General features: G+C 34.4%; 25 protein-coding genes and 1 riboswitch. Of the genes, 24 read left to right on the plus strand and 1 reads right to left on the minus strand.

Annotated features, from left to right (window positions below; all coding sequences use genetic code 11):
• The first annotated feature begins 65 nt into the window (after window positions 1-65).
• The 18 genes from SOJ_RS05345 (at window position 66) to fabZ (ending at window position 14,646) form a co-directional block, all read left to right on the plus strand.
• Window positions 66-1,109 (plus strand): L-threonylcarbamoyladenylate synthase, encoded by a 1,044-nt coding sequence (locus SOJ_RS05345; protein ID WP_002507068.1) that lies wholly within the window; start codon window positions 66-68, stop codon window positions 1,107-1,109.
• Window positions 1,106-1,528, plus strand: coding sequence for a low molecular weight protein arginine phosphatase (locus SOJ_RS05350; protein ID WP_002507069.1), 423 nt, complete (start codon window positions 1,106-1,108; stop codon window positions 1,526-1,528). The genes SOJ_RS05345 and SOJ_RS05350 overlap by 4 nt, the downstream gene beginning before the upstream one ends.
• Before the next feature lie 149 nt (window positions 1,529-1,677).
• Window positions 1,678-2,202, plus strand: coding sequence for a TIGR01440 family protein (locus tag SOJ_RS05355; RefSeq protein ID WP_002507070.1), 525 nt, complete (start codon window positions 1,678-1,680; stop codon window positions 2,200-2,202).
• 23 nt (window positions 2,203-2,225) lie between these two features.
• Window positions 2,226-3,464 (plus strand): serine hydroxymethyltransferase, encoded by a 1,239-nt coding sequence (glyA, locus tag SOJ_RS05360; protein WP_002507071.1) that lies wholly within the window; start codon window positions 2,226-2,228, stop codon window positions 3,462-3,464.
• Between the two features lie 18 nt (window positions 3,465-3,482).
• Complete coding sequence (upp, locus tag SOJ_RS05365; RefSeq protein ID WP_002507072.1) at window positions 3,483-4,112, plus strand: uracil phosphoribosyltransferase; 630 nt, start codon at window positions 3,483-3,485, stop codon at window positions 4,110-4,112.
• Between the two features lie 22 nt (window positions 4,113-4,134).
• The gene (gene wecB, locus SOJ_RS05370; protein ID WP_002507073.1) at window positions 4,135-5,268 is read left to right on the plus strand and encodes a non-hydrolyzing UDP-N-acetylglucosamine 2-epimerase; all 1,134 of its coding nucleotides are present in this window, start codon (window positions 4,135-4,137) and stop codon (window positions 5,266-5,268) included.
• Between the two features lie 153 nt (window positions 5,269-5,421).
• Complete coding sequence (locus SOJ_RS05375; RefSeq protein WP_002507074.1) at window positions 5,422-5,772, plus strand: ATP synthase subunit I; 351 nt, start codon at window positions 5,422-5,424, stop codon at window positions 5,770-5,772.
• 28 nt (window positions 5,773-5,800) lie between these two features.
• A complete protein-coding gene (gene atpB, locus SOJ_RS05380; RefSeq protein WP_002507075.1) occupies window positions 5,801-6,523 on the plus strand; it encodes a F0F1 ATP synthase subunit A in 723 nt (240 codons plus the stop codon).
• A 39-nt stretch (window positions 6,524-6,562) separates the two neighbouring features.
• Window positions 6,563-6,769 (plus strand): F0F1 ATP synthase subunit C, encoded by a 207-nt coding sequence (gene atpE / locus SOJ_RS05385; RefSeq protein ID WP_002507076.1) that lies wholly within the window; start codon window positions 6,563-6,565, stop codon window positions 6,767-6,769.
• 96 nt (window positions 6,770-6,865) lie between these two features.
• Window positions 6,866-7,393, plus strand: a complete 528-nt coding sequence (locus SOJ_RS05390; RefSeq protein ID WP_002507077.1) for a F0F1 ATP synthase subunit B — start codon at window positions 6,866-6,868, stop codon at window positions 7,391-7,393.
• The gene (locus SOJ_RS05395; protein WP_002507078.1) at window positions 7,393-7,932 is read left to right on the plus strand and encodes a F0F1 ATP synthase subunit delta; all 540 of its coding nucleotides are present in this window, start codon (window positions 7,393-7,395) and stop codon (window positions 7,930-7,932) included. The genes SOJ_RS05390 and SOJ_RS05395 overlap by 1 nt, the downstream gene beginning before the upstream one ends.
• A gap of 20 nt (window positions 7,933-7,952) precedes the next feature.
• A complete protein-coding gene (gene atpA / locus SOJ_RS05400) occupies window positions 7,953-9,464 on the plus strand; it encodes a F0F1 ATP synthase subunit alpha (protein ID WP_002507079.1) in 1,512 nt (503 codons plus the stop codon).
• Window positions 9,465-9,494: 30 nt separating this feature from the next.
• The gene (gene atpG, locus SOJ_RS05405) at window positions 9,495-10,361 is read left to right on the plus strand and encodes an ATP synthase F1 subunit gamma (protein ID WP_002507080.1); all 867 of its coding nucleotides are present in this window, start codon (window positions 9,495-9,497) and stop codon (window positions 10,359-10,361) included.
• Between the two features lie 22 nt (window positions 10,362-10,383).
• Window positions 10,384-11,796, plus strand: coding sequence for a F0F1 ATP synthase subunit beta (atpD, locus tag SOJ_RS05410; RefSeq protein ID WP_002507081.1), 1,413 nt, complete (start codon window positions 10,384-10,386; stop codon window positions 11,794-11,796).
• A gap of 19 nt (window positions 11,797-11,815) precedes the next feature.
• Window positions 11,816-12,220, plus strand: coding sequence for a F0F1 ATP synthase subunit epsilon (locus tag SOJ_RS05415; protein ID WP_002507082.1), 405 nt, complete (start codon window positions 11,816-11,818; stop codon window positions 12,218-12,220).
• A 322-nt stretch (window positions 12,221-12,542) separates the two neighbouring features.
• Entirely contained in the window at window positions 12,543-12,776 is a 234-nt protein-coding gene (locus SOJ_RS05420; RefSeq protein WP_002507083.1) for a DUF1146 family protein, read from the plus strand.
• Window positions 12,777-12,882: 106 nt separating this feature from the next.
• Entirely contained in the window at window positions 12,883-14,148 is a 1,266-nt protein-coding gene (gene murA, locus SOJ_RS05425) for a UDP-N-acetylglucosamine 1-carboxyvinyltransferase (RefSeq protein WP_002507084.1), read from the plus strand.
• Window positions 14,149-14,205: 57 nt separating this feature from the next.
• A complete protein-coding gene (fabZ, locus tag SOJ_RS05430; RefSeq protein ID WP_002507085.1) occupies window positions 14,206-14,646 on the plus strand; it encodes a 3-hydroxyacyl-ACP dehydratase FabZ in 441 nt (146 codons plus the stop codon).
• 68 nt (window positions 14,647-14,714) lie between these two features.
• On the opposite strand, the gene SOJ_RS05435 is transcribed toward fabZ, so the two are convergent.
• Window positions 14,715-15,155 (minus strand): YwpF-like family protein, encoded by a 441-nt coding sequence (locus SOJ_RS05435; RefSeq protein ID WP_002507086.1) that lies wholly within the window; start codon window positions 15,153-15,155, stop codon window positions 14,715-14,717.
• Window positions 15,156-15,345: 190 nt separating this feature from the next.
• Here SOJ_RS05435 and SOJ_RS05440 point away from each other — a divergent pair, with 190 nt between their 5' ends.
• The 6 genes from SOJ_RS05440 (at window position 15,346) to thiE (ending at window position 20,246) form a co-directional block, all read left to right on the plus strand.
• The gene (locus SOJ_RS05440) at window positions 15,346-15,765 is read left to right on the plus strand and encodes a single-stranded DNA-binding protein (protein WP_002507087.1); all 420 of its coding nucleotides are present in this window, start codon (window positions 15,346-15,348) and stop codon (window positions 15,763-15,765) included.
• 482 nt (window positions 15,766-16,247) lie between these two features.
• The gene (locus SOJ_RS05445; protein ID WP_002507088.1) at window positions 16,248-16,928 is read left to right on the plus strand and encodes a transglycosylase family protein; all 681 of its coding nucleotides are present in this window, start codon (window positions 16,248-16,250) and stop codon (window positions 16,926-16,928) included.
• A gap of 214 nt (window positions 16,929-17,142) precedes the next feature.
• Window positions 17,143-17,242: riboswitch (TPP riboswitch) on the plus strand.
• A 78-nt stretch (window positions 17,243-17,320) separates the two neighbouring features.
• Window positions 17,321-18,010: a thiaminase II gene (gene tenA, locus SOJ_RS05450; RefSeq protein ID WP_002507089.1), complete on the plus strand. Its 690-nt coding sequence runs from the start codon at window positions 17,321-17,323 to the stop codon at window positions 18,008-18,010.
• Window positions 18,003-18,824 (plus strand): bifunctional hydroxymethylpyrimidine kinase/phosphomethylpyrimidine kinase, encoded by an 822-nt coding sequence (thiD, locus tag SOJ_RS05455; protein WP_002507090.1) that lies wholly within the window; start codon window positions 18,003-18,005, stop codon window positions 18,822-18,824. The genes tenA and thiD overlap by 8 nt, the downstream gene beginning before the upstream one ends.
• Window positions 18,817-19,608, plus strand: coding sequence for a hydroxyethylthiazole kinase (gene thiM, locus SOJ_RS05460; protein WP_037539469.1), 792 nt, complete (start codon window positions 18,817-18,819; stop codon window positions 19,606-19,608). The genes thiD and thiM overlap by 8 nt, the downstream gene beginning before the upstream one ends.
• Window positions 19,608-20,246 (plus strand): thiamine phosphate synthase, encoded by a 639-nt coding sequence (gene thiE, locus SOJ_RS05465; protein WP_002507092.1) that lies wholly within the window; start codon window positions 19,608-19,610, stop codon window positions 20,244-20,246. Before thiM ends, thiE begins: the two co-directional genes overlap by 1 nt.
• The last annotated feature ends 4 nt before the right edge of the window (window positions 20,247-20,250 follow it).

Here is a 20,250-nt window from a genome sequence, read left to right on the forward strand (position 1 = left end):
CATGAGAGTGCATAACTTTTTATTTTATTCTAAAATAAAATCATGAGAAGAAAGGGCGGGGCTAAATGGAAACGAAGATTTGGGATTTACGACAGTATAAAAATGAAATCAATCAATTTCCGGATATAAATGAAATCAAGCACATCTTCGAACAAGGAGGCTTGATTGCAATACCAACGGAAACAGTATATGGTCTTGGTGCAGATGCGAGAAATGCAGAAGCGATCAAAAAGATATATGAAGCGAAAGGTAGACCTTCAGATAACCCGTTGATTGTGCATATACATGATTTAAAACAAATAGAGCATTTTACACATGATATAACAGACGAAATTAAATTATTGATGAAGCATTTTTGGCCTGGACCAATTTCTTTTATATTACCGATTAAAAAGGGATATTTGTGTGAAAGTGTAAGTGGTGGTTTATCATCAATTGCTGTTAGAATGCCAAGTCATTCAATCGGCAGACAAATTTTGCAATTCGTAGATATACCCATAGCAGCACCGAGCGCAAATTTAAGTGGTAGACCGTCACCTACAACATTTGAACACGTTTATTCAGATTTAAATGGTCGTATTAATGGTATGGTAAATGGTGATCAAAGTGAAGAAGGGTTGGAAAGCACTGTATTAGATTGCACACAGTTTCCATTTAGAATTGCTAGACCTGGTTCAATTACGAAACCGATGATTGAAGCGGTGTTACCTCATAGTGTATCTACAAGAAAGACTTTGGATAGCGATAAGCCAATTGCACCAGGGATGAAATATAAACATTATGCGCCAGATACACCGTTACAAATTGTTCAAGCATTCAATATAAAGCCTTCAGAAGAAAAAGATTGGAGCCAAACAGCATTTATCGTTCCAAGTGATAAGCGAGATTTCGTGCCTGACGAGTCTATTTTTATAGAATTATGTAAAAATGAAAATGATATTAAAGGGGCAAATCATAACCTTTATAAAATATTGCATCATATTGATCAAGATGAACAAATTAAAACAGCATATATTTATGGTTTTGATATTACTGACCATACCATAGCGATTATGAATAGAATGATGAAAGCTGCAAGTCAAACTATTGTTAAAGGAGACCAACTATGAGAATAATATTTGTTTGTACTGGTAATACGTGTAGAAGTCCGATGGCTGAAAGTATTGCCAAAGCGAAAATGCCTGAATATATCATAGAATCACGAGGTGTTTTTGCTCAAGATGGTCAGCCTACGTCTCAGAATACACTAAGTATTATAAATGAACATCATTTACCATCACCTAGTAATGCTAAACGTTTTACAGCAGAGGATTTAAATGCAGATTTAATATTAACAATGTCACAATCTCACAAAGAAACGATACAACAAGTATATGGAGAGACAGAGAAAATTTTTACTATCAATGAATATGTTCAACGAGAAGGAGAAATCACTGATCCATATGGTGGATCGTTATATGATTATAATAAAATATATAATGAATTAAATTTGTTGATAGATACTTTAAAAAATAAAATATTAAAGTAATAATTTTGTTAAATTAGTATGAGTGAGTAGCTAAATACGTTATAATAAAATACGTATAGCAAAATTGCTATCGTCTAATCTTGTATGTCTCATAGCATTGAGGTGTTTAAATACTTTTTTAAAATCATTATTTTAAAAGGGGTGGGAGAATGGAAGATCTAAAGTTATTGTTAAATGAATTAAAGACTAAATCTTTCTTTAAAGCAAATGAATTATGTGTGATTGGTTGTTCTACATCCGAAGTAATTGGTGAGCGTATAGGTAGTGTAGGTTCTATGGATGTAGCACAAGAAATATTTGAAGCATTAAAGCAAATTGAGAATGATACAAATGTTTCTTTTGTATTTCAAGGCTGTGAACATATTAACAGAGCAATAACAATTGAAAGGTCTAAGTTCAACCCCCTTACGATGGAAGAAGTGTCTGTAATACCAGATGTTCATGCAGGTGGTAGCTTAGCAACTTATGCTTACCAACATATGCAAGATCCAATGGTTGTTGAACGAATAATAGTGCCAAAAGGTATTGATATTGGTCAAACATTAATTGGCATGCATATTGCGCATGTAGCCATTCCAGAACGTACAAGTGTTAAACAGATTGGTGAGGCAGTTGTTACAATCGCTTCTTCAAGACCTAAGAAAATTGGTGGCGAAAGAGCAAAATATAACTAATACAGAACGAGGGGGATTTACCTATGTCATTTATTCAAGAGCAAGATAAAGAAATATATGAAGTGATTCAAAATGAATTTAACCGTCAAAATAACAATATCGAGCTGATTGCTTCAGAGAATTTTGTTTCGGAAGCAGTTATGGAAGCGCAAGGTTCAGTATTAACGAACAAATATGCTGAGGGCTATCCGAACAGAAGATACTATGGTGGATGTGAATACGTGGATGTGTCTGAAACATTAGCTATCGAACGTGCCAAACAACTTTTTGGTGCTGAACACATTAACGTACAGCCACACTCTGGGTCACAAGCAAATATGGCAGTTTATCTAGTAGCATTAGAACATGGTGATACTGTATTAGGTATGAATTTAAGCCATGGTGGTCATTTAACACATGGTTCGCCTGTTAACTTTAGTGGACAATTTTATAACTTTGTTGAGTATGGCGTAGACAAAGAAAATGAACAAATTGATTATGATGAAGTGTTAAGAGTAGCTAAAGAAAATAAACCTAAATTAATTGTCGCAGGTGCATCTGCTTATTCTCGAGCTATTGATTTCAAACGATTCAAAGAGATTGCAGATGAAGTAGGGGCAAAATTAATGGTAGATATGGCGCATATTGCAGGTTTAGTTGCAGTTGGTTTACATCAAAACCCTGTTGAATATGCAGATTTTGTAACTACTACAACACATAAAACATTACGCGGCCCTCGTGGTGGAATGATTTTATGTAAAGAAGAGTACAAAAAGCAAATTGATAAAAAAATATTCCCTGGTATTCAAGGCGGACCGTTAGAACACGTTATTGCTGGGAAAGCAGTTGCTTTTGGTGAAGCATTACAAGACGACTTCAAAACATATCAACAACAAGTAGTTAATAATGCTAAAACATTAGCAGATACATTAACTAAAGAAGGCTATAGAGTCGTTTCAGGCGGTACAGATAATCATTTAGTATCATTAGATGTTAAAGGTTCAGTAGGTATCACAGGTAAAGTAGCTGAAGAAACATTAGATGCTGTAGGTATTACTTGTAACAAAAATACAATTCCGTTCGATCAAGAAAAACCATTTGTAACAAGTGGTGTTCGTTTAGGTACACCTGCTGCAACAACACGTGGATTTGACGAAGCTGCTTTTGAAGAAGTTGCAAAAATTATCAGTTTAGTTTTAAGAAATCCAGAAGATAAAAAAGCTTTAGACGAAGGAAAAGAAAGAGTTAAAGCATTAACTACAAAACATCCTTTATACAATTAAAATTGGAGGAAGTAAATTATGGGCAAAGTACATGTTTTTGATCACCCACTTATTCAACACAAATTAAGTTACATTCGAGACGTACATACAGGGACTAAAGAATTTAGAGAATTAGTAGATGAAGTTGGTATGTTAATGGCATACGAAGTGACAAGAGATTTAGAATTACAAGATGTAGAAATAGACACACCAGTAACTAAAATGGTAGCTAAAAGATTAACGGGTAAAAAATTAGCATTTGTACCAATTTTAAGAGCTGGCTTAGGTATGACACAAGGTATTTTAAACTTAGTACCAGCAGCGAGAATAGGTCATGTGGGTCTATATAGAGATCCTGAAACACTTGATGCAGTTGAGTACTTTGTGAAATTACCACAAGATATCGAAGAAAGAGAAATTGTAGTCGTAGACCCAATGTTAGCTACAGGTGCTTCAGCAATTGAAGCAATCAATTCTCTTAAAAAACGTGGCGCGAAAAACATTCGTTTTATGTGCTTAGTTGCTGCGCCTGAAGGTGTAGAAAAATTACAAGAAGCACATGAGGATGTAGATATTTTCATAGCTGCGTTAGATGAAAAATTAGATGACCATGCATATATTACACCTGGTTTAGGTGATGCTGGAGACCGTTTATTCGGAACAAAATAGTTTTACCCAGGAGTGGAGTAGAATGAAGAAGATAATGACTGTGTTCGGGACACGTCCTGAGGCAGTGAAAATGGCGCCGCTTGTATTAGCATTGCGAGATGATGCTGAGTTGGAACCGATAGTAGTAGTTACTGCGCAGCATAGAGAAATGTTAGATTCTGTACTGGAAAGCTTTCATATTACACCAGATTACGATTTGGATATTATGAAGCAAGGCCAATCATTATCTGAAATTACTTCTCGTATATTGACTAGACTAGAGGACGTTATTAAGGAAGAACAACCAGATATGATACTTGTGCATGGTGACACCATGTCAACTTTCGCTGGAAGTTTGGCAGCATTATATAATCAAATCCCTATTGGCCACGTGGAAGCAGGGTTAAGAACTTGGGATAAATATGCTCCATTTCCTGAAGAAATGAATAGGCAAATGGTAGGGGTAATGGCAGATTTGAACTTTGCCCCTACTAATAATGCTGCAGAAAATCTTATTGCGGAAAATAAACCGTCAGATACTGTAGTGGTTACTGGAAATACTGCAATTGATGCTATGAAGACTACCATACATGAACATTATCAATCTGATATTATCGACAGACATAAAGATAAACGCATTATTTTACTAACTGCTCATAGGCGTGAAAATATTGGAGAGCCTATGGAACATATTTTTAAAGCAGTAAGAGATATTGTCGATAATTATGAAGATGTAGTAGTCGTTTACCCTGTACATAAAAATCCAAAAGTAAGAAGTATTGCAGATTTATACTTATCTAATCATGATCGAATTGAATTGATCGAACCATTAGAAGTAGTAGACTTTCATAATTTTGCGCATCAGTCTTATTTGATATTAACGGATTCAGGTGGAGTTCAAGAAGAAGCGCCATCTCTAGGTAAACCGGTATTAGTTTTAAGAGAAGCAACTGAAAGACCAGAAGGTGTAGAAGCAGGCACACTGAAAATTGTTGGTACAAATGCACAAATGATTTTTGATGCTACGCAAGCATTATTGGAAGACGAGCAATTGTACAAAGCAATGAGTGAAGCGCGCAACCCTTATGGCGATGGAAATGCATCAAATAGAATTTGTGAAAATATAAAGTATTATTTTCATCTAATTCCCCAAAAACCTAGTTTTTTTAAATATTAATAGTGGTAAATGTGTCATTTTTGTGACAAGTGTGCAAAAAATTAAACTACATTTTGAATAGAATTGACACCTTTACCGCCCTATATTATTATTAAAACTGTATGATTGAAATGGTTTTCATCATTGAATGAAAAAATGAAGTGAGGCACAGTAATGAAACGTTTCAACATCATTTTTCAACAGTATATACAATTTTATTTATATGGTATAGTTGTACTGTTATTTGTGTTTATTTTCACAAGTTCGCCATTTATTTTAGGACTTATCATAGGCATGATTGGATCACTTATTAATACTTTTACTTTCGAGTTTTACTTAGCGAAAGCTAAACAAAAAGATAATATACATATTTCAACGGGCAACGTTTGGAGATATTTGATTGTGATTCTTGCATGTTGTACTTGGTATTTTTATAAGGACTATATAAATATAATTGGTGTGGTTGTTGGTTTAATGATTTCTTATGTGTTAATGGTTTTGAAACCGTTTTTGCACAAGGAATAAAATCTTAATATGAAAGAGGTGAGAAAGCATGGATCATAAAGACCCTCTAGTCAGTTGGAATGTGTTCGGTCTAGACATCGTGTTTAATCTATCATCAATTATGATGTTGGTTATTACAGCGCTTATTGTTTTTGTCATAGCTATTATTTGTACACGCAACCTCAAGAAACGTCCATCTGGTAAGCAAAACTTTATAGAGTGGGTTTTTGACTTTGTAAGAGGAGTTATTGAAAGTAACATGGCATGGTCTAAAGGTGGTCAATTCCATTTCCTTGCTGTTACATTAATATTCTTCATATTTGTCAGTAATATGATTGGATTACCTTTTCAATTAATTTCAGGTCATACACTGTGGTGGAAATCACCAACAGCTGATGCAACTGTTACTTTGACATTGTCAACTTTAGTTATCCTTTTAACACATTATTACGGTGTTAAAATCAAGGGTCCAAAAGGATACTTCCAGAACTATACTAAACCTATATTCTTATTACCTATTAATATCTTTGAAGAATTCACTTCAACATTGACATTAGGTTTACGACTATACGGTAATATCTTTGCAGGTGAGTTACTACTTGGATTACTAGCAGGTTTAGTTATCGGTTTCCCAGCATGGGGATGGTTGATTGGTATCCCAGGTTTAATTGTTTGGCAAGGGTTCTCAATATTTATTGGTACGATTCAGGCTTATATTTTTGTAATGCTTTCAATGGTATACATGTCCCATAAAGTTCAGGACAGTCATTAATTTAAAATTTAAAAAAAGAAAAATTAGGAGGATTTATAAATGAATTTAATCGCAGCAGCAATCGCAATCGGCTTATCAGCACTAGGTGCAGGTATTGGTAATGGTCTTATCGTTTCAAGAACAGTAGAAGGTGTAGCACGTCAACCAGAAGCACGTGGTCAATTAATGGGTATTATGTTCATTGGTGTTGGCTTAGTTGAAGCATTACCAATCATCGGTGTAGTTATCGCTTTCATGTCACTATAATTAAACCAGTTTTATGGCGAAGTCTTGTAGACTTTCGCCGTTCGTTTTTATCAATATGACTTATAATTATAATGAATGAAAGGAGTGTCTATGTAAGTGACTGCTACGACAAATATGTTCGTACTTGGTGCGGCTGACACTAGTGGTGTTCAGTGGGGAACAATTCTTGTTACCCTTGTAACTTTTCTTATATTAGTAGCTTTATTGAAAAAATTCGCTTGGGGTCCATTAAAAGGTGTAATGGATCAACGTGAACATGATATTAATAAAGATATAGATGATGCTGAACAAGCTAAATTAAATGCACAGAAGTTAGAAGAACAAAACAAACAAACGCTAAAAGAAACACAAGATGAGGTTCAAAAGATTTTAGAAGATTCTAAAATCCAAGCTCGCAAACAGCATGAAGAAATTATTCATGAAGCAAACATTAGAGCAAATGGCATGATTGAAACAGCACAGAATGAAATCAACAGTGAAAAAGAACGTGCAATTGCTGATATTAATAATCAAGTTTCTGAGCTTTCAGTATTGATTGCATCGAAAGTACTGCAAAAAGAAATATCAGGCAAAGACCAAAAAGAATTAGTTGAAAAGTACATTAAAGAGGCAGGCGATAAATAATGGCTATCATAGCAAAAAAATATGCCAAGGCTTTATTTGATACTGCTAAAGACACAAACAATCTTGAAATGATGTACGAAGAATTTTCAACAATCAACACAGCAGTACAACCTGAAACAAAAAAATTACAAGCATTGGATGCAGATCCACAAAAAGATGTACAACAGCGTCGTAGTTTTGCAAAAGTAGTGTTTGGTCATGCCAATCAATACTTGCAAAACATGTTAACGATTCTTGCAAGTAACCGTCATCTTTCTTACATTCATGAAATCTATATAGAATTTGAAGCTTTATTTAATCAACATCACAATCAAGAATATGCTGTAGTTGAATCAGTGTATGAATTGTCAGATGAAGATTTAGAACGCATTGATACGATAATTAAATCACGTACAAATTACTCTAAAATCATGATTACAAATAAAATCAATCCAGAGCTTATCGGCGGGGTTCGAGTTAAAGTTGGAACGAAAGTCATGGACGCAAGCATTAAAAATGACCTTGCACAATTAGAGAAACAATTTATTAGAGTGAAATAAAAACTTAAGGAGTGACATAGATGGCCATTAAAGCTGAAGAAATCAGTGCATTACTTCGCTCACAAATAGAAAATTATGAGTCAGAAATGGCTGTTACTGATGTAGGTACAGTACTACAAATAGGTGATGGTATAGCATTAATCCACGGATTAAATGATGTTATGGCTGGTGAGCTAGTAGAATTTAATAGCGGCGTTCTAGGTTTAGCACAAAACTTAGAAGAGTCAAATGTAGGTGTCGTAATTTTAGGCCCTTACGATGACATAAAAGAAGGGGACGAAGTAAAACGTACTGGACGTATTATGGAAGTTCCTGTTGGTGAAGAATTACTTGGCCGTGTTGTTAACCCATTAGGACAACCAATAGATGGACAAGGTCCTGCTAACACAACAAAAACACGTCCAGTTGAGAAAAAAGCAACTGGTGTAATGGATCGTAAATCAGTTGATGAACCATTACAAACGGGTATTAAAGCGATTGACGCATTAGTACCAATTGGCCGTGGACAACGTGAATTAATAATAGGTGACCGTCAAACTGGTAAAACAACAGTTGCAATTGATACGATTTTAAACCAAAAAGATCAAGATACAATTTGTATTTATGTTGCAATCGGTCAAAAAGATTCAACTGTACGTACGAACGTTGAAAAATTACGCCAGGAAGGCGCGTTGGATTATACAATTATTGTTTCTGCTTCTGCAGCTGATCCGGCACCAATGCTTTATATTGCACCGTATTCTGGTGTAGCTATGGCTGAAGAATTCATGTTCGATGGTAAAGATGTATTAATAGTTTATGATGATTTAACAAAACAAGCTGCGGCTTATCGTGAATTATCATTACTATTACGTAGACCTCCAGGCCGTGAAGCTTACCCTGGTGACGTGTTCTACTTACATAGTAGATTGTTAGAAAGAGCAGCCAAATTAAACGATGAATTAGGTGGCGGTTCAATTACTGCATTACCAATTATCGAAACACAAGCTGGCGATATCGCAGCATATGTACCAACAAACGTTATTTCAATCACTGATGGACAAATTTTCTTACAATCAGATTTATTCTTCTCTGGTGTAAGACCTGCAATCAATGCTGGTCAGTCAGTATCACGTGTTGGTGGTTCTGCACAGATTAAAGCAATGAAAAAAGTTGCTGGTACTTTACGTTTAGACTTAGCATCGTTCCGTGAATTAGAATCATTTGCTCAATTTGGTTCTGATTTAGATGAATTTACTGCACAAAAATTAGAACGTGGTAAACGTACTGTAGAAATTTTAAAACAAGATAAAAACCAACCACTACCTGTAGAGAATCAAGTATTAATTATTTATGCTCTAACTAAAGGTTATTTAGATGATATTCCAGTTGAAGACATCACTCGTTTTGAATCAGAATTAAATCAATGGGCGAAATCAAATGCCTCTGAATTATTAGACGAAATCAAAACTTCTGGTGCTTTACCTAACGAAGATGCATTTGAATCAGCTATTACTGAATTTAAAAAAAGTTTCAGTAAAACAGAAGCATAGTAGTTATAGTAAATAAAAGGTGGTGAGATAATGGGATCTCTTAAAGAGATTGATACACGTATAAAATCAACTAAAAAGATGAAACAAATTACGAAAGCAATGAACATGGTTTCAAGTTCAAAATTGCGTCGTGCTGAAAGAAATACAAATCAATTCAGACCGTATATGGAAAAAATGCAAGATGCAATTACTGCGGTTGCTGGTGCAGATAAAAATTCAAATCACCCAATGTTACAACAACGTGAAGTGAAGAAAAGTGGCTATATTGTCATTACAAGTGATCAAGGATTGGCAGGCGCGTATAATGCAAATGTATTGAAGCATTTAGTTAACGATATTGAGAATAAGCATGCTAGTAAAGATGAATATTCAATTTTAGTCTTAGGACAAACTGGTGTGGATTTCCTTAAAAATAAAGGTTATGAAGTTCATGATTCACTTGTTGAAGTACCTGATCAACCTTCATTTAAAGAAATACAAGCTATCGCTAAAAAAGCGGTAGATTTATATAGCGATGAAGCAGTAGATGAGGTTAAAATCTACTATAGTCATTTCGTCAGTGTATTAGAAAATACACCTTCCATGAAAACTGTACTTCCATTGTCTCCTGAAGATTCAAGTTTAGGACATGGTCAAATGTCTTCATATGAATTTGAGCCAGACAAAGAAGCAATCTTAAGCGTTATTCTACCTCAATATGTAGAAAGTTTAATATATGGAACGATTTTAGATGCGAAAGCAAGTGAGCATGCGACTCGTATGACTGCTATGAAAAATGCATCTGATAATGCGACAGAGATTATTGATGATTTATCAATTGAATATAACAGAGCTAGACAAGCAGAAATCACTCAACAAATTACTGAAATTGTTGGTGGATCAGTTGCGCTTGAATAATTATTAAAGGAGGCAAAAAAGCATGGGATTAGGCCGTGTAACACAAATTATGGGTCCAGTAATTGATGTTCGCTTTGAGCACAATGAAGTTCCAGAAATTAACAATGCTTTAACAGTCGACGTTGAAAGAGATGAAGGTACTGTCACGCTTACATTAGAAGTTGCATTACAACTTGGCGATAATGTAGTACGTACGATTGCAATGGATTCAACTGATGGTGTTAAACGTGGTACAGAAGTTCGAGATAGTGGTGAAAGTATCAGCGTACCAGTTGGAGATATTACACTAGGTCGAGTATTCAATGTACTTGGCGATACAATTGATTTAGATGAAAAAATCGAAAATTCAGTTCGACGTGATCCAATTCATAGAGAAGCACCTGCATTCGATGAATTATCTACTAAAGTTGAAATTTTAGAAACAGGAATTAAAGTTATCGATTTATTAGCACCATATATTAAAGGTGGTAAAATCGGTTTATTCGGTGGAGCCGGTGTTGGTAAAACTGTATTAATTCAAGAATTAATTAATAACATTGCTCAAGAACATGGTGGTATTTCTGTATTTGCCGGTGTTGGTGAACGTACACGTGAAGGTAATGACTTATACTTCGAGATGAGTGAAAGTGGTGTTATTAAGAAAACTGCAATGGTATTCGGTCAAATGAACGAACCGCCTGGTGCACGTATGCGTGTAGCATTATCTGGTTTAACAATGGCAGAATATTTCCGTGACGAACAAGGACAAGATGTATTACTATTCGTTGATAACATTTTCAGATTTACACAAGCTGGTTCAGAAGTATCAGCATTGTTAGGTCGTATGCCTTCAGCTGTTGGGTATCAACCAACATTAGGTACGGAAATGGGACAATTACAAGAACGTATTACATCAACAAACAAAGGTTCGGTTACTTCAATCCAAGCGGTATTCGTACCTGCCGATGACTATACTGACCCTGCACCAGCAGCAGTATTTGCTCACTTAGATGCAACTACAAACTTAGAACGTAAATTAACTGAAATGGGTATTTATCCAGCGGTTGATCCGTTAGCATCTACTTCAAGAGCACTTGACCCAACGATTGTTGGACAAGATCATTATGAAATAGCACGTGATGTACAATCTACTTTACAAAAATATAGAGAGTTACAAGACATCATTGCTATTTTAGGTATGGATGAATTATCGGAAGAAGATAAACTAACTGTAGAACGCGCACGTCGTATTCAGTTCTTCTTATCACAAAACTTCCACGTAGCAGAACAATTCACTGGTCAAAAAGGTTCTTACGTTCCAGTTCAAAAAACTGTAGAAGGTTTCAAAGCAATTTTAGATGGCGATTATGACCATATCCCTGAAGATGCATTCCGTCTTGTTGGTAGTATGGAAGAAGTAATTGCTAAAGCTAAAGACATGGGTGTTGAAGTTTAAAAATTAGGAGGTATGGATAATGAACACATTAAGCCTAAATATTGTCACTCCTAATGGTTCTGTTAACAACCGAGAAGATGTTAATCTTGCAGTGTTCCAAACTACTGCAGGTGAGATCGGTGTCATGTATGGACATATTCCAACAGTTGCAGCACTTGAAATTGGCTATGTCAAAATTAACTTTGATAATGGTTCAGAATATATTGCAGTGAGTGAAGGTTTTGTTGAGGTTAGACAAGATAAATTATCGGTTATTGTACAAACTGCAGAACCTGCTAACGAAATAGATGTAGCTAGGGCAGAGTTAGCTAAATCTAGAGCAGAATCTCATATAAATAATGAAGAAGATAATAGTGATATTAGTAGAGCTAAGCGTGCGTTAGAACGTGCTAACAATCGTATTCGTGTCGCTAACTTACAATAAATATTATTTGAAATTTGAAGTTCCTAATAGAAGGAACTTCATTTTTTTTGATTATAAAACGCATTAATATCCTTGCAGCTCATTATTTTATTGAAAGATGTCCTATAAATAAATTGGCTTAATTACTATATAGAAAACTTTATTACGCGATATACATAAAATATTTTTATCTTTATATTTAATATGAATATCTTTTATGCTATTAGGGAATAGCAAAATATAACATTTAGTTATATTAAGGGATTTACCGTTGTTCTTAAGTATCTTTTAGAGCCAATTTCGTGTAAAATAGTTGAATAGTATGAAGTGAGGAGCATGGCTTATGGAGTATTTAGGACAGTTCTCAGTTGTACATCTTATCTTACATGTGCTTTGTATTTGTGTTGCTTATTGGGCACTTAACTCAATAAGGTTAGATCAATTTTTTAAAAAAGGGTATCCAGTTCAAGTTCAGATATGTATGATATTTTTAGCAATATTATTAGGTACAGCAGTAAGTAATTTTATTGTAGATTTACTACAATTTTCAACTCAAATAAAATATTTAGCACAATAATTCAAATATCTGTATATTTGTTTGGTTTACAGATATAATAATTTAAGAGTACATAAAAAAGATGAATTTTAATGAAATATAAAAGTAGTTAAGTGGAGGATTTAAGATGGATATGATAGAGATTAATGGTGGAAATAGATTAACTGGTGAAGTGAAAGTATCAGGTGCAAAAAATGCTGTATTACCAGTATTAACTGCTTCACTATTAGCATCAAAAGGTGTTAGTAAACTTATGAATGTACCAGCACTAAGTGATGTGGAGACGATTAATAATGTAATTTCAACATTAAATGCAGATGTTTCATACAATAAAGAAGAAGAATCTGTCACTGTTGATGCCACAAAGGAATTAAATGAAGAGGCACCATATGAGTATGTGAGCAAAATGAGAGCAAGTATACTTGTAATGGGTCCATTATTAGCTCGTCTAGGTCATGCAAAAGTTGCGTTGCCAGGTGGTTGTGCAATTGGTTCAAGACCTATCGAACAACATATCAAAGGCTTTGAAGAGTTGGGCGCCGATATCCATATGGATGGTGGTTTTATTTATGCCAGCACTGAAAATGGATTGAAAGGTACATCAATTCACTTAGATTTTCCAAGTGTAGGAGCGACTCAGAATATCATTATGGCTGCATCATTAGCTGAAGGTAAAACAGTGTTAGAAAACGTAGCACGTGAACCAGAGATTGTTGATTTAGCAAACTATATCAATGAAATGGGCGGTAATGTAGTAGGCGCAGGTACAGATACGATAACTATTCACGGGGTTGAAGCATTACATGGTGTAGAACATTCAATTATCCCTGACAGAATTGAAGCAGGAACGTTACTTATTGCAGGAGCAATTACACGTGGTGATATAATTGTAAACGGAGCTATCAAAGAACACATGACAAGTTTAGTTTATAAATTAGAAGAAATGGGCGTAAGTTTAGATTATCAAGGTGACACAATACGTGTTACAGCAGAAGGCCCATTAAATCCTGTAGATATTAAAACACTACCTCACCCAGGTTTTCCAACTGATATGCAATCGCAAATGATGGCATTGTTACTTACAGCAGACGGTCATAAAGTAGTGACTGAAACAGTTTTTGAAAATAGATTTATGCATGTTGGAGAATTCAAACGCATGAACGCTAAAATACAAGTTGAAGGTAGAAGCGCAAAAATTGAAGGTAAAAGTGAACTTCAAGGTGCTCAAGTAAAAGCAACAGATTTACGTGCAGCAGCGGCCCTTATTTTAGCAGGACTTGTAGCTGATGGAACAACCCAAGTTACTGAGTTAATACACTTAGATAGAGGTTATGTAGATTTACATGGTAAATTAAAATCTTTAGGTGCCGATATCAAACGTACACAAAAATAATACTTCAATGTATTAATATAGAACTCGCAACGAAAGAAGATTTGGAGGAAGCAAATAATGGAGACAATTTTCGATTATAATCAAATTAAAGATATTATTCCGCACAGACAACCATTTTTATTAATTGATCGCGTGATTGAATACGAAGAAGGCGAACGATGTGTAGCTATTAAACAAGTTTCTGGAAATGAGCCGTTTTTCCAAGGGCATTTTCCTGAATTTGCAGTTATGCCAGGCGTATTAATTACCGAAGCCTTAGCACAAACAGGTGCGGTAGCTATTTTAAATAGTGATGCAAATAAAGGCAAACTTGCATTATTTGCAGGAATCGATAAATGTCGATTTAAGAAACAAGTCACACCAGGTGATACTTTACAATTAGAAGTTGAAATTACGAAGATGCGTGGACCAATTGGAAAAGGGACTGCGAAAGCAACTGTTGATGGTCAACTTGCATGTAGTTGTGAATTAACATTTGCAATACAAGATAAAGCATAAATAAAAATGCCTTAAGGATTTGTGAATTCCACTAAATCCTTAAGGCATTTTTGTGTTTAATATTTACTTTACTTTTCGAATTTTTCATCTTTAAGTCTTGGTTTAGATTGCATCATACGATTAAATGATTTTTTCAGTTCTTCACCAGTTAAGCCTTCATCAATCAACTGTTCTAATAAGCTTTCTGCATAAACTTGTCTCAAAGTATAGATGTGACATTCAAATACTACAGAAATAGTGTCATCTAATTGGCTAATATTTTTTATTGTTGCGTCAAATAGCGCAGGGTCATTAGCTGGACGTGTAATGACAACACGAATATCTAAGAGATCTTCATTATTCATATATTGTTTCATGGTTTCATAATGGAAGTCTGAAATGACGATTTCAAGCAACCAGCCAGTACCACTATTTTCTTTATTTATAATGACTCCATCTTCTAATTCATATTCAGTAACTCCGCCATTTTCTGATACGATTTGAAATCGAACGGCTTTAAATGTTTTCATCGTCTTCACATCCAATTGATTAATTTAAAATCTACTATAATTGCATTTATATAATCATTATAACGTAATTTCAAAAGAGAAAGGTGAAATTTGTAGAAATTAGTAGTAATTTACTTTTTGGTTTATGAAAATATGAGTTTTGACTCAATTTATAAATTTAATTATGATTAAAACACAAAGGAGGTGACCTATGATAAATAACATCGTCATTGTAGGACGATTAACAAAAGATCCCAAAATTTATGAAAAGGAGGGGAAGAAGTTAGCTACCTTTTGTGTAGCAGTAAATAGAAATTATAAAGATAAAGATCAAAATACAGTCTGTGATTATTTGTATTGTAAAGCATTTGGTAAAATTGCTGACAATATTGAAAAGTATATCAATCAAGGATCACTTGTAGGTATTACTGGACAAATGCAATCACGTAAATTTGAAAAAGAAGGACAGATGCATTTTGTATCAGAACTTTATATCGAAACAATTAAATTCATGTCTCCACGAACTAAAAATGAAACGGATGAACTTTTTGAACCATTCCCATTAGAGCAAGATCATGAATCATTCAACGAAATTAATATTCAAGAAAATGATATATACGAAATTGTATAAAACTCCCACTTAAAACTTATCCCACATTAAACTATTCCAATTAATATACATTAAATCCTACTATCAATTATACTTCTTTCAGGCTATTCCTCTTAATAATGCCCAATCTAGAGGAATAGCTTTACATATTATATCTATCCATTTATACATCTAAAAAATAAGTGAACGTAAAAGTACTGTAAAATTCAATTCACAAAACTTCTTGAAAATGCGATTTATAGCATTTACATAATACAGAATAATCAGTTTAATTACAAAAATATTACAAGGATATAAAGTCAATTATAGTACAAAAGGTTATCATGGTAGTACTTATATGCTTAAATATACATAAAAATGAGTATTGGTGATGTAATTAGGTTGTAAAAAAAGGTTTGTTTTTTTATTTCACTGTAACCTACAAAGAACTTTTGAATGATATAGTTGTACTTGCAAATTAATCATAAAATAAATTAATCACCTTATAGGAGGACTTTTTAACAATGAAAAAAACAGTAATAGCATCAACTTTAGCACTAGGATTAGGCGTAACAGGAGCAGCAAATTCAGCTGACGCTTCAGAACAAGGCGTAGACAAAGCAGAATTAGCTCAATTAGCTCAATCAAACTCAGAACAATTAAATGAAGCACCTGTACAAGAAGGCGCTTATGACATAGATTTCAATTATAATGGTACAGACTATAGCTTTGAATCAGATGGTACAAACTTTAGCTGGAGCTTTGGCGGAGGCTCAACAGAAGCACCTGCTCAACAAGAAGCACCAGCTGAACAAGCAGCAGAGCCAGCACAACAATCAGCACCAGCTGAACAAGCTGCAGAACCAGCACAACAAGAAGCACCAAAAACTGAAGCAACTCAACAACCACAACAAGAATCTACTTCAAAAGAATCAAGCTCAAGTGAAGCTTCAAGTGGTTCATCAGTAAATGTTAACTCTCATTTACAAGCAATCGCTCAACGTGAATCAGGCGGCGATCTTAAAGCTGTTAACCCATCATCAGGTGCAGCAGGTAAATATCAATTCTTACAAAGCACTTGGGATTCAGTAGCTCCAGCAGCTTACCAAGGTGTATCTCCAACAGAAGCACCTGAATCAGTACAAGATGCTGCAGCAGTTAAACTTTACAATGAAGTTGGCGCTTCACAATGGGTTACTGCATAATTTAGTCAGTAATTAACTATAAATACTATAAACGTATGCCAATAAAGTCACCGACTTTGTTGGCATTTTTTTGTCCACGATTTCCACTAATACAACTACAGCTTGTAGTTACTGTGTCATCGCTATAATATTTACAACATAGACGCTTCATTGAAGTACGTTCTTTTGCAATGTCACACTACATTTGTTATGTTTAAAGAAATAATAATATATGAAAATCTACTAGGGGAGCCTTTATGGCTGAGATGATTTAGTTCAGACCCTTACGACCTGATTTGGTTAATGCCAACGTAGGAAAGTAGTTTAATTTATAATTGAATTGCTTAGCCTTTCTATTAATTAACTACATTCTTACTTGGAATGTAGTTTTTTTATATTTAGGAGGACTTAACGTGTTATTTTCAAAAGAATTAAAAATAGATGCCAAGCCAATTATTGATGACATTTATAATGACCCATTTATACAAGAAATGTTACAAGGTCATTTATCTAAGGATGCTACTAAATTTTATTTAAGAGCAGATGCATCTTATTTAAAAGAGTTTGCTAATATTTACGCATTACTCATACCTAAAATGGAGCAAATGGAAGATGTAAAATTTTTAGTTGAACAGATACAATTTATTGTTGATGGAGAAGTAGCGGCACACGAAATATTGGCTGAATATGTAAATGAACCTTACAATGAAATAGTACAAGAGAAAGTTTGGCCACCGAGCGGCGATCATTATATTAAGCACATGTATTTTAATGCTTTTGCTAAAGAAAATGCAGCATACACAATTGCTGCCATGGCGCCTTGTCCATACGTATATCAAGTTATTGCACAACAAGCGTTACAAGACCATACTTTAAATACCGATTCTATTTTGGCAAAATGGTTTGAATTTTATAGTACCGAAATGGATGAACTTGTGCATATTTTTGATAATTTAATGGATAAATTGACACAAAATTGCACGAAACAAGAGAAAGCTGACATCAAAGATTGTTTCTTACAGAGTACAGTTCATGAACGCAAATTTTTTAATATGTCATTCATTGAAGAAGAATGGCTTTATGGAGGGGTTAATAATGAATAAACCTAAAATTGCTTTAACTATAGCAGGCACTGACCCAACGGGTGGCGCAGGTGTCATGGCAGATTTAAAATCATTTCATGCTTGTGGCGTATACGGTATGGCTGCGATAACGAGTATCGTAGCGCAAAACACAAAAGGCGTTCAACATATTCATAACATAGAAACAAGTTGGTTATCCGAACAATTAGAAAGTATCTTTGATGATGAGTTACCTCATGCGTTGAAAACAGGTATGATAGCTTCAAAAGAAATGATGGAATTAATACAATATTATTTAAAGCAATATCCAGAGATTCCTTATGTGATAGATCCTGTAATGTTAGCTAAAAGTGGTGACTCGTTGATGGATGAGGATGCTAAAGCTGACTTGCAAAATATTTTATTGCCTTATGCTACTGTGGCAACACCAAACTTGCCCGAAGCAGAGGAAATAACAGGATTAACGATACAAGACGAATCATCAATTTATAAAGCAGGTGACATTTTCATTAATGAAATTGGCAGTAAAGGTGTTGTTATCAAAGGTGGACATTCAGAGGATTTAGATTTCGCTAAAGATTATTTATTCACTAATGAAAGTGTATATACTTTTGAAGAACCTCGATTTGATACAAAACATACGCATGGTACGGGGTGTACTTTTTCGGCAGTGATTACTGCAGAATTATCAAAAGGTAAAACAATATATGAAGCAGTGAAAAAAGCAAAACAGTTCATTTCTTTAAGCATTAAACACACACCTGAAATTGGTCAAGGTAGAGGACCAGTTAATCATTTTGCATATATGAAAGAGGTAGGATTAGATGATGAATAATTTAGAAACACTCAGAAATAGTAACCCGTTAGTTATTTGTTATACAAACGATGTTGTTAAAAATTTTACAGCAAATGGCTTATTAAGTTTAGGAGCAAGTCCAGCAATGAGTGAAGCACCAGAGGAAGCATCAGATATGTTAACTCACGCGAATGCTTTACTGATTAATATTGGCACGCTGACTAAAGATAGAGAGTCAGACATTTTAAAAATTGCGAAGGTAGCTAATCAAATTGGAACACCAATCGTCTTTGATCCTGTTGCTGTAGGTGCATCACAATACCGCAAAGATTTCTGTGAGACATTTTTAAGTGAGGTTAAGGTAGCAGTTATCAAAGGTAACGCCTCAGAAATTTTAACACTAATTGATAATGATACACAGATGAAAGGTACAGATAGTGATATAAATCTGGATGCTGTGACTATTGCTAAAAAAGCTCATACACAATTCGGGACAGGGATAGTTATCACAGGTAAAGAAGATATTGTAATGCATGAAGATAAAATTCTGAAACTTGCTAATGGTTCGCCTATGCTTGCAAAAATCACAGGTGCAGGTTGTTTATTAGGAGCTGCGATAGCGAGCTTTTTAGAATCCAAGCAGCAGCCACAATTAAATCAATTGGTAGAAGCAGTGACTATATATAATATTGCTGCTGAACAAGCTGAAAAAATTTCGGATAATCGAGGGCCTGGCACATTTATGGTTGAATTAATAAATGCCCTATATCAAGTCACATATGATGATTATTTGAATTTAATACGCAGTCAAGAGGTGCAATAATGTTTGATAAAAGTAAGCTAAAACTTTATTTTATTTGTGGCACGCAAGATGTTGCAGAAGGTGAATCGATTATTGATGTTGTAACTGAAGCTTTAGAAGCAGGTATAACACTATTTCAGTATAGAGAGAAAGGAAAAACTGCATTAGTAGGTGATGATAAAGTGGGGATGGCAAAACAATTACTTTCGTTGTGCCATCAATACGATGTACCTTTTATAGTAAATGATGATGTGAGTTTAGCTAAAGATATTGATGCAGATGGTATTCATGTAGGGCAAAATGATTTAGAAGTAAATGAATTTGCACAACAATTTGAAAATAAAATCATTGGTCTGAGTGTAGGTGATGTAGAGGAATACTTAAATTCTGATTTGAAATATGTCGATTATATGGGTGTTGGTCCAATGTTTGCTACGACATCTAAAGATGATGCAAGTTTGCCAGTTGGTCCAGAAATGATTACACAATTAAGACATTACGTTAATGATTTTCCGATTGTTGCGATTGGTGGCATCAATTTAGATAATACACCATCTATAATTCATGCTGGGGCAGATGGTATATCAATTATTTCGGCTATTGCTAAAAGTCAAAATATAAGTGAATCAGTAAGACAATTTTTAAAAACTGTTGAATAATGTA

The sequence above is a fragment of the Staphylococcus sp. OJ82 genome (assembly GCF_000294465.1).
In the GTDB taxonomy this organism is placed as follows: domain Bacteria; phylum Bacillota; class Bacilli; order Staphylococcales; family Staphylococcaceae; genus Staphylococcus; species Staphylococcus equorum.

Excerpts from the sequence above, each read along its gene's own strand:
- SOJ_RS05345 (WP_002507068.1), top strand. The coding sequence starts at position 66 with ATGGAAACGAAGATTTGGGATTTACGACAGTATAAAAATGAAATCAAT.
- SOJ_RS05350 (WP_002507069.1), top strand. The coding sequence starts at position 1,106 with ATGAGAATAATATTTGTTTGTACTGGTAATACGTGTAGAAGTCCGATG.
- SOJ_RS05355 (WP_002507070.1), top strand. The coding sequence starts at position 1,678 with ATGGAAGATCTAAAGTTATTGTTAAATGAATTAAAGACTAAATCTTTC.
- glyA (WP_002507071.1), top strand. The coding sequence starts at position 2,226 with ATGTCATTTATTCAAGAGCAAGATAAAGAAATATATGAAGTGATTCAA.
- upp (WP_002507072.1), top strand. The coding sequence starts at position 3,483 with ATGGGCAAAGTACATGTTTTTGATCACCCACTTATTCAACACAAATTA.
- wecB (WP_002507073.1), top strand. The coding sequence starts at position 4,135 with ATGAAGAAGATAATGACTGTGTTCGGGACACGTCCTGAGGCAGTGAAA.
- SOJ_RS05375 (WP_002507074.1), top strand. The coding sequence starts at position 5,422 with ATGAAACGTTTCAACATCATTTTTCAACAGTATATACAATTTTATTTA.
- atpB (WP_002507075.1), top strand. The coding sequence starts at position 5,801 with ATGGATCATAAAGACCCTCTAGTCAGTTGGAATGTGTTCGGTCTAGAC.
- atpE (WP_002507076.1), top strand. The coding sequence starts at position 6,563 with ATGAATTTAATCGCAGCAGCAATCGCAATCGGCTTATCAGCACTAGGT.
- SOJ_RS05395 (WP_002507078.1), top strand. The coding sequence starts at position 7,393 with ATGGCTATCATAGCAAAAAAATATGCCAAGGCTTTATTTGATACTGCT.
- atpA (WP_002507079.1), top strand. The coding sequence starts at position 7,953 with ATGGCCATTAAAGCTGAAGAAATCAGTGCATTACTTCGCTCACAAATA.
- atpG (WP_002507080.1), top strand. The coding sequence starts at position 9,495 with ATGGGATCTCTTAAAGAGATTGATACACGTATAAAATCAACTAAAAAG.
- atpD (WP_002507081.1), top strand. The coding sequence starts at position 10,384 with ATGGGATTAGGCCGTGTAACACAAATTATGGGTCCAGTAATTGATGTT.
- SOJ_RS05415 (WP_002507082.1), top strand. The coding sequence starts at position 11,816 with ATGAACACATTAAGCCTAAATATTGTCACTCCTAATGGTTCTGTTAAC.
- SOJ_RS05420 (WP_002507083.1), top strand. The coding sequence starts at position 12,543 with ATGGAGTATTTAGGACAGTTCTCAGTTGTACATCTTATCTTACATGTG.
- murA (WP_002507084.1), top strand. The coding sequence starts at position 12,883 with ATGGATATGATAGAGATTAATGGTGGAAATAGATTAACTGGTGAAGTG.
- fabZ (WP_002507085.1), top strand. The coding sequence starts at position 14,206 with ATGGAGACAATTTTCGATTATAATCAAATTAAAGATATTATTCCGCAC.
- SOJ_RS05435 (WP_002507086.1), bottom strand. The coding sequence starts at position 15,155 with ATGAAAACATTTAAAGCCGTTCGATTTCAAATCGTATCAGAAAATGGC.
- SOJ_RS05440 (WP_002507087.1), top strand. The coding sequence starts at position 15,346 with ATGATAAATAACATCGTCATTGTAGGACGATTAACAAAAGATCCCAAA.
- SOJ_RS05445 (WP_002507088.1), top strand. The coding sequence starts at position 16,248 with ATGAAAAAAACAGTAATAGCATCAACTTTAGCACTAGGATTAGGCGTA.
- thiD (WP_002507090.1), top strand. The coding sequence starts at position 18,003 with ATGAATAAACCTAAAATTGCTTTAACTATAGCAGGCACTGACCCAACG.
- thiM (WP_037539469.1), top strand. The coding sequence starts at position 18,817 with ATGAATAATTTAGAAACACTCAGAAATAGTAACCCGTTAGTTATTTGT.
- thiE (WP_002507092.1), top strand. The coding sequence starts at position 19,608 with ATGTTTGATAAAAGTAAGCTAAAACTTTATTTTATTTGTGGCACGCAA.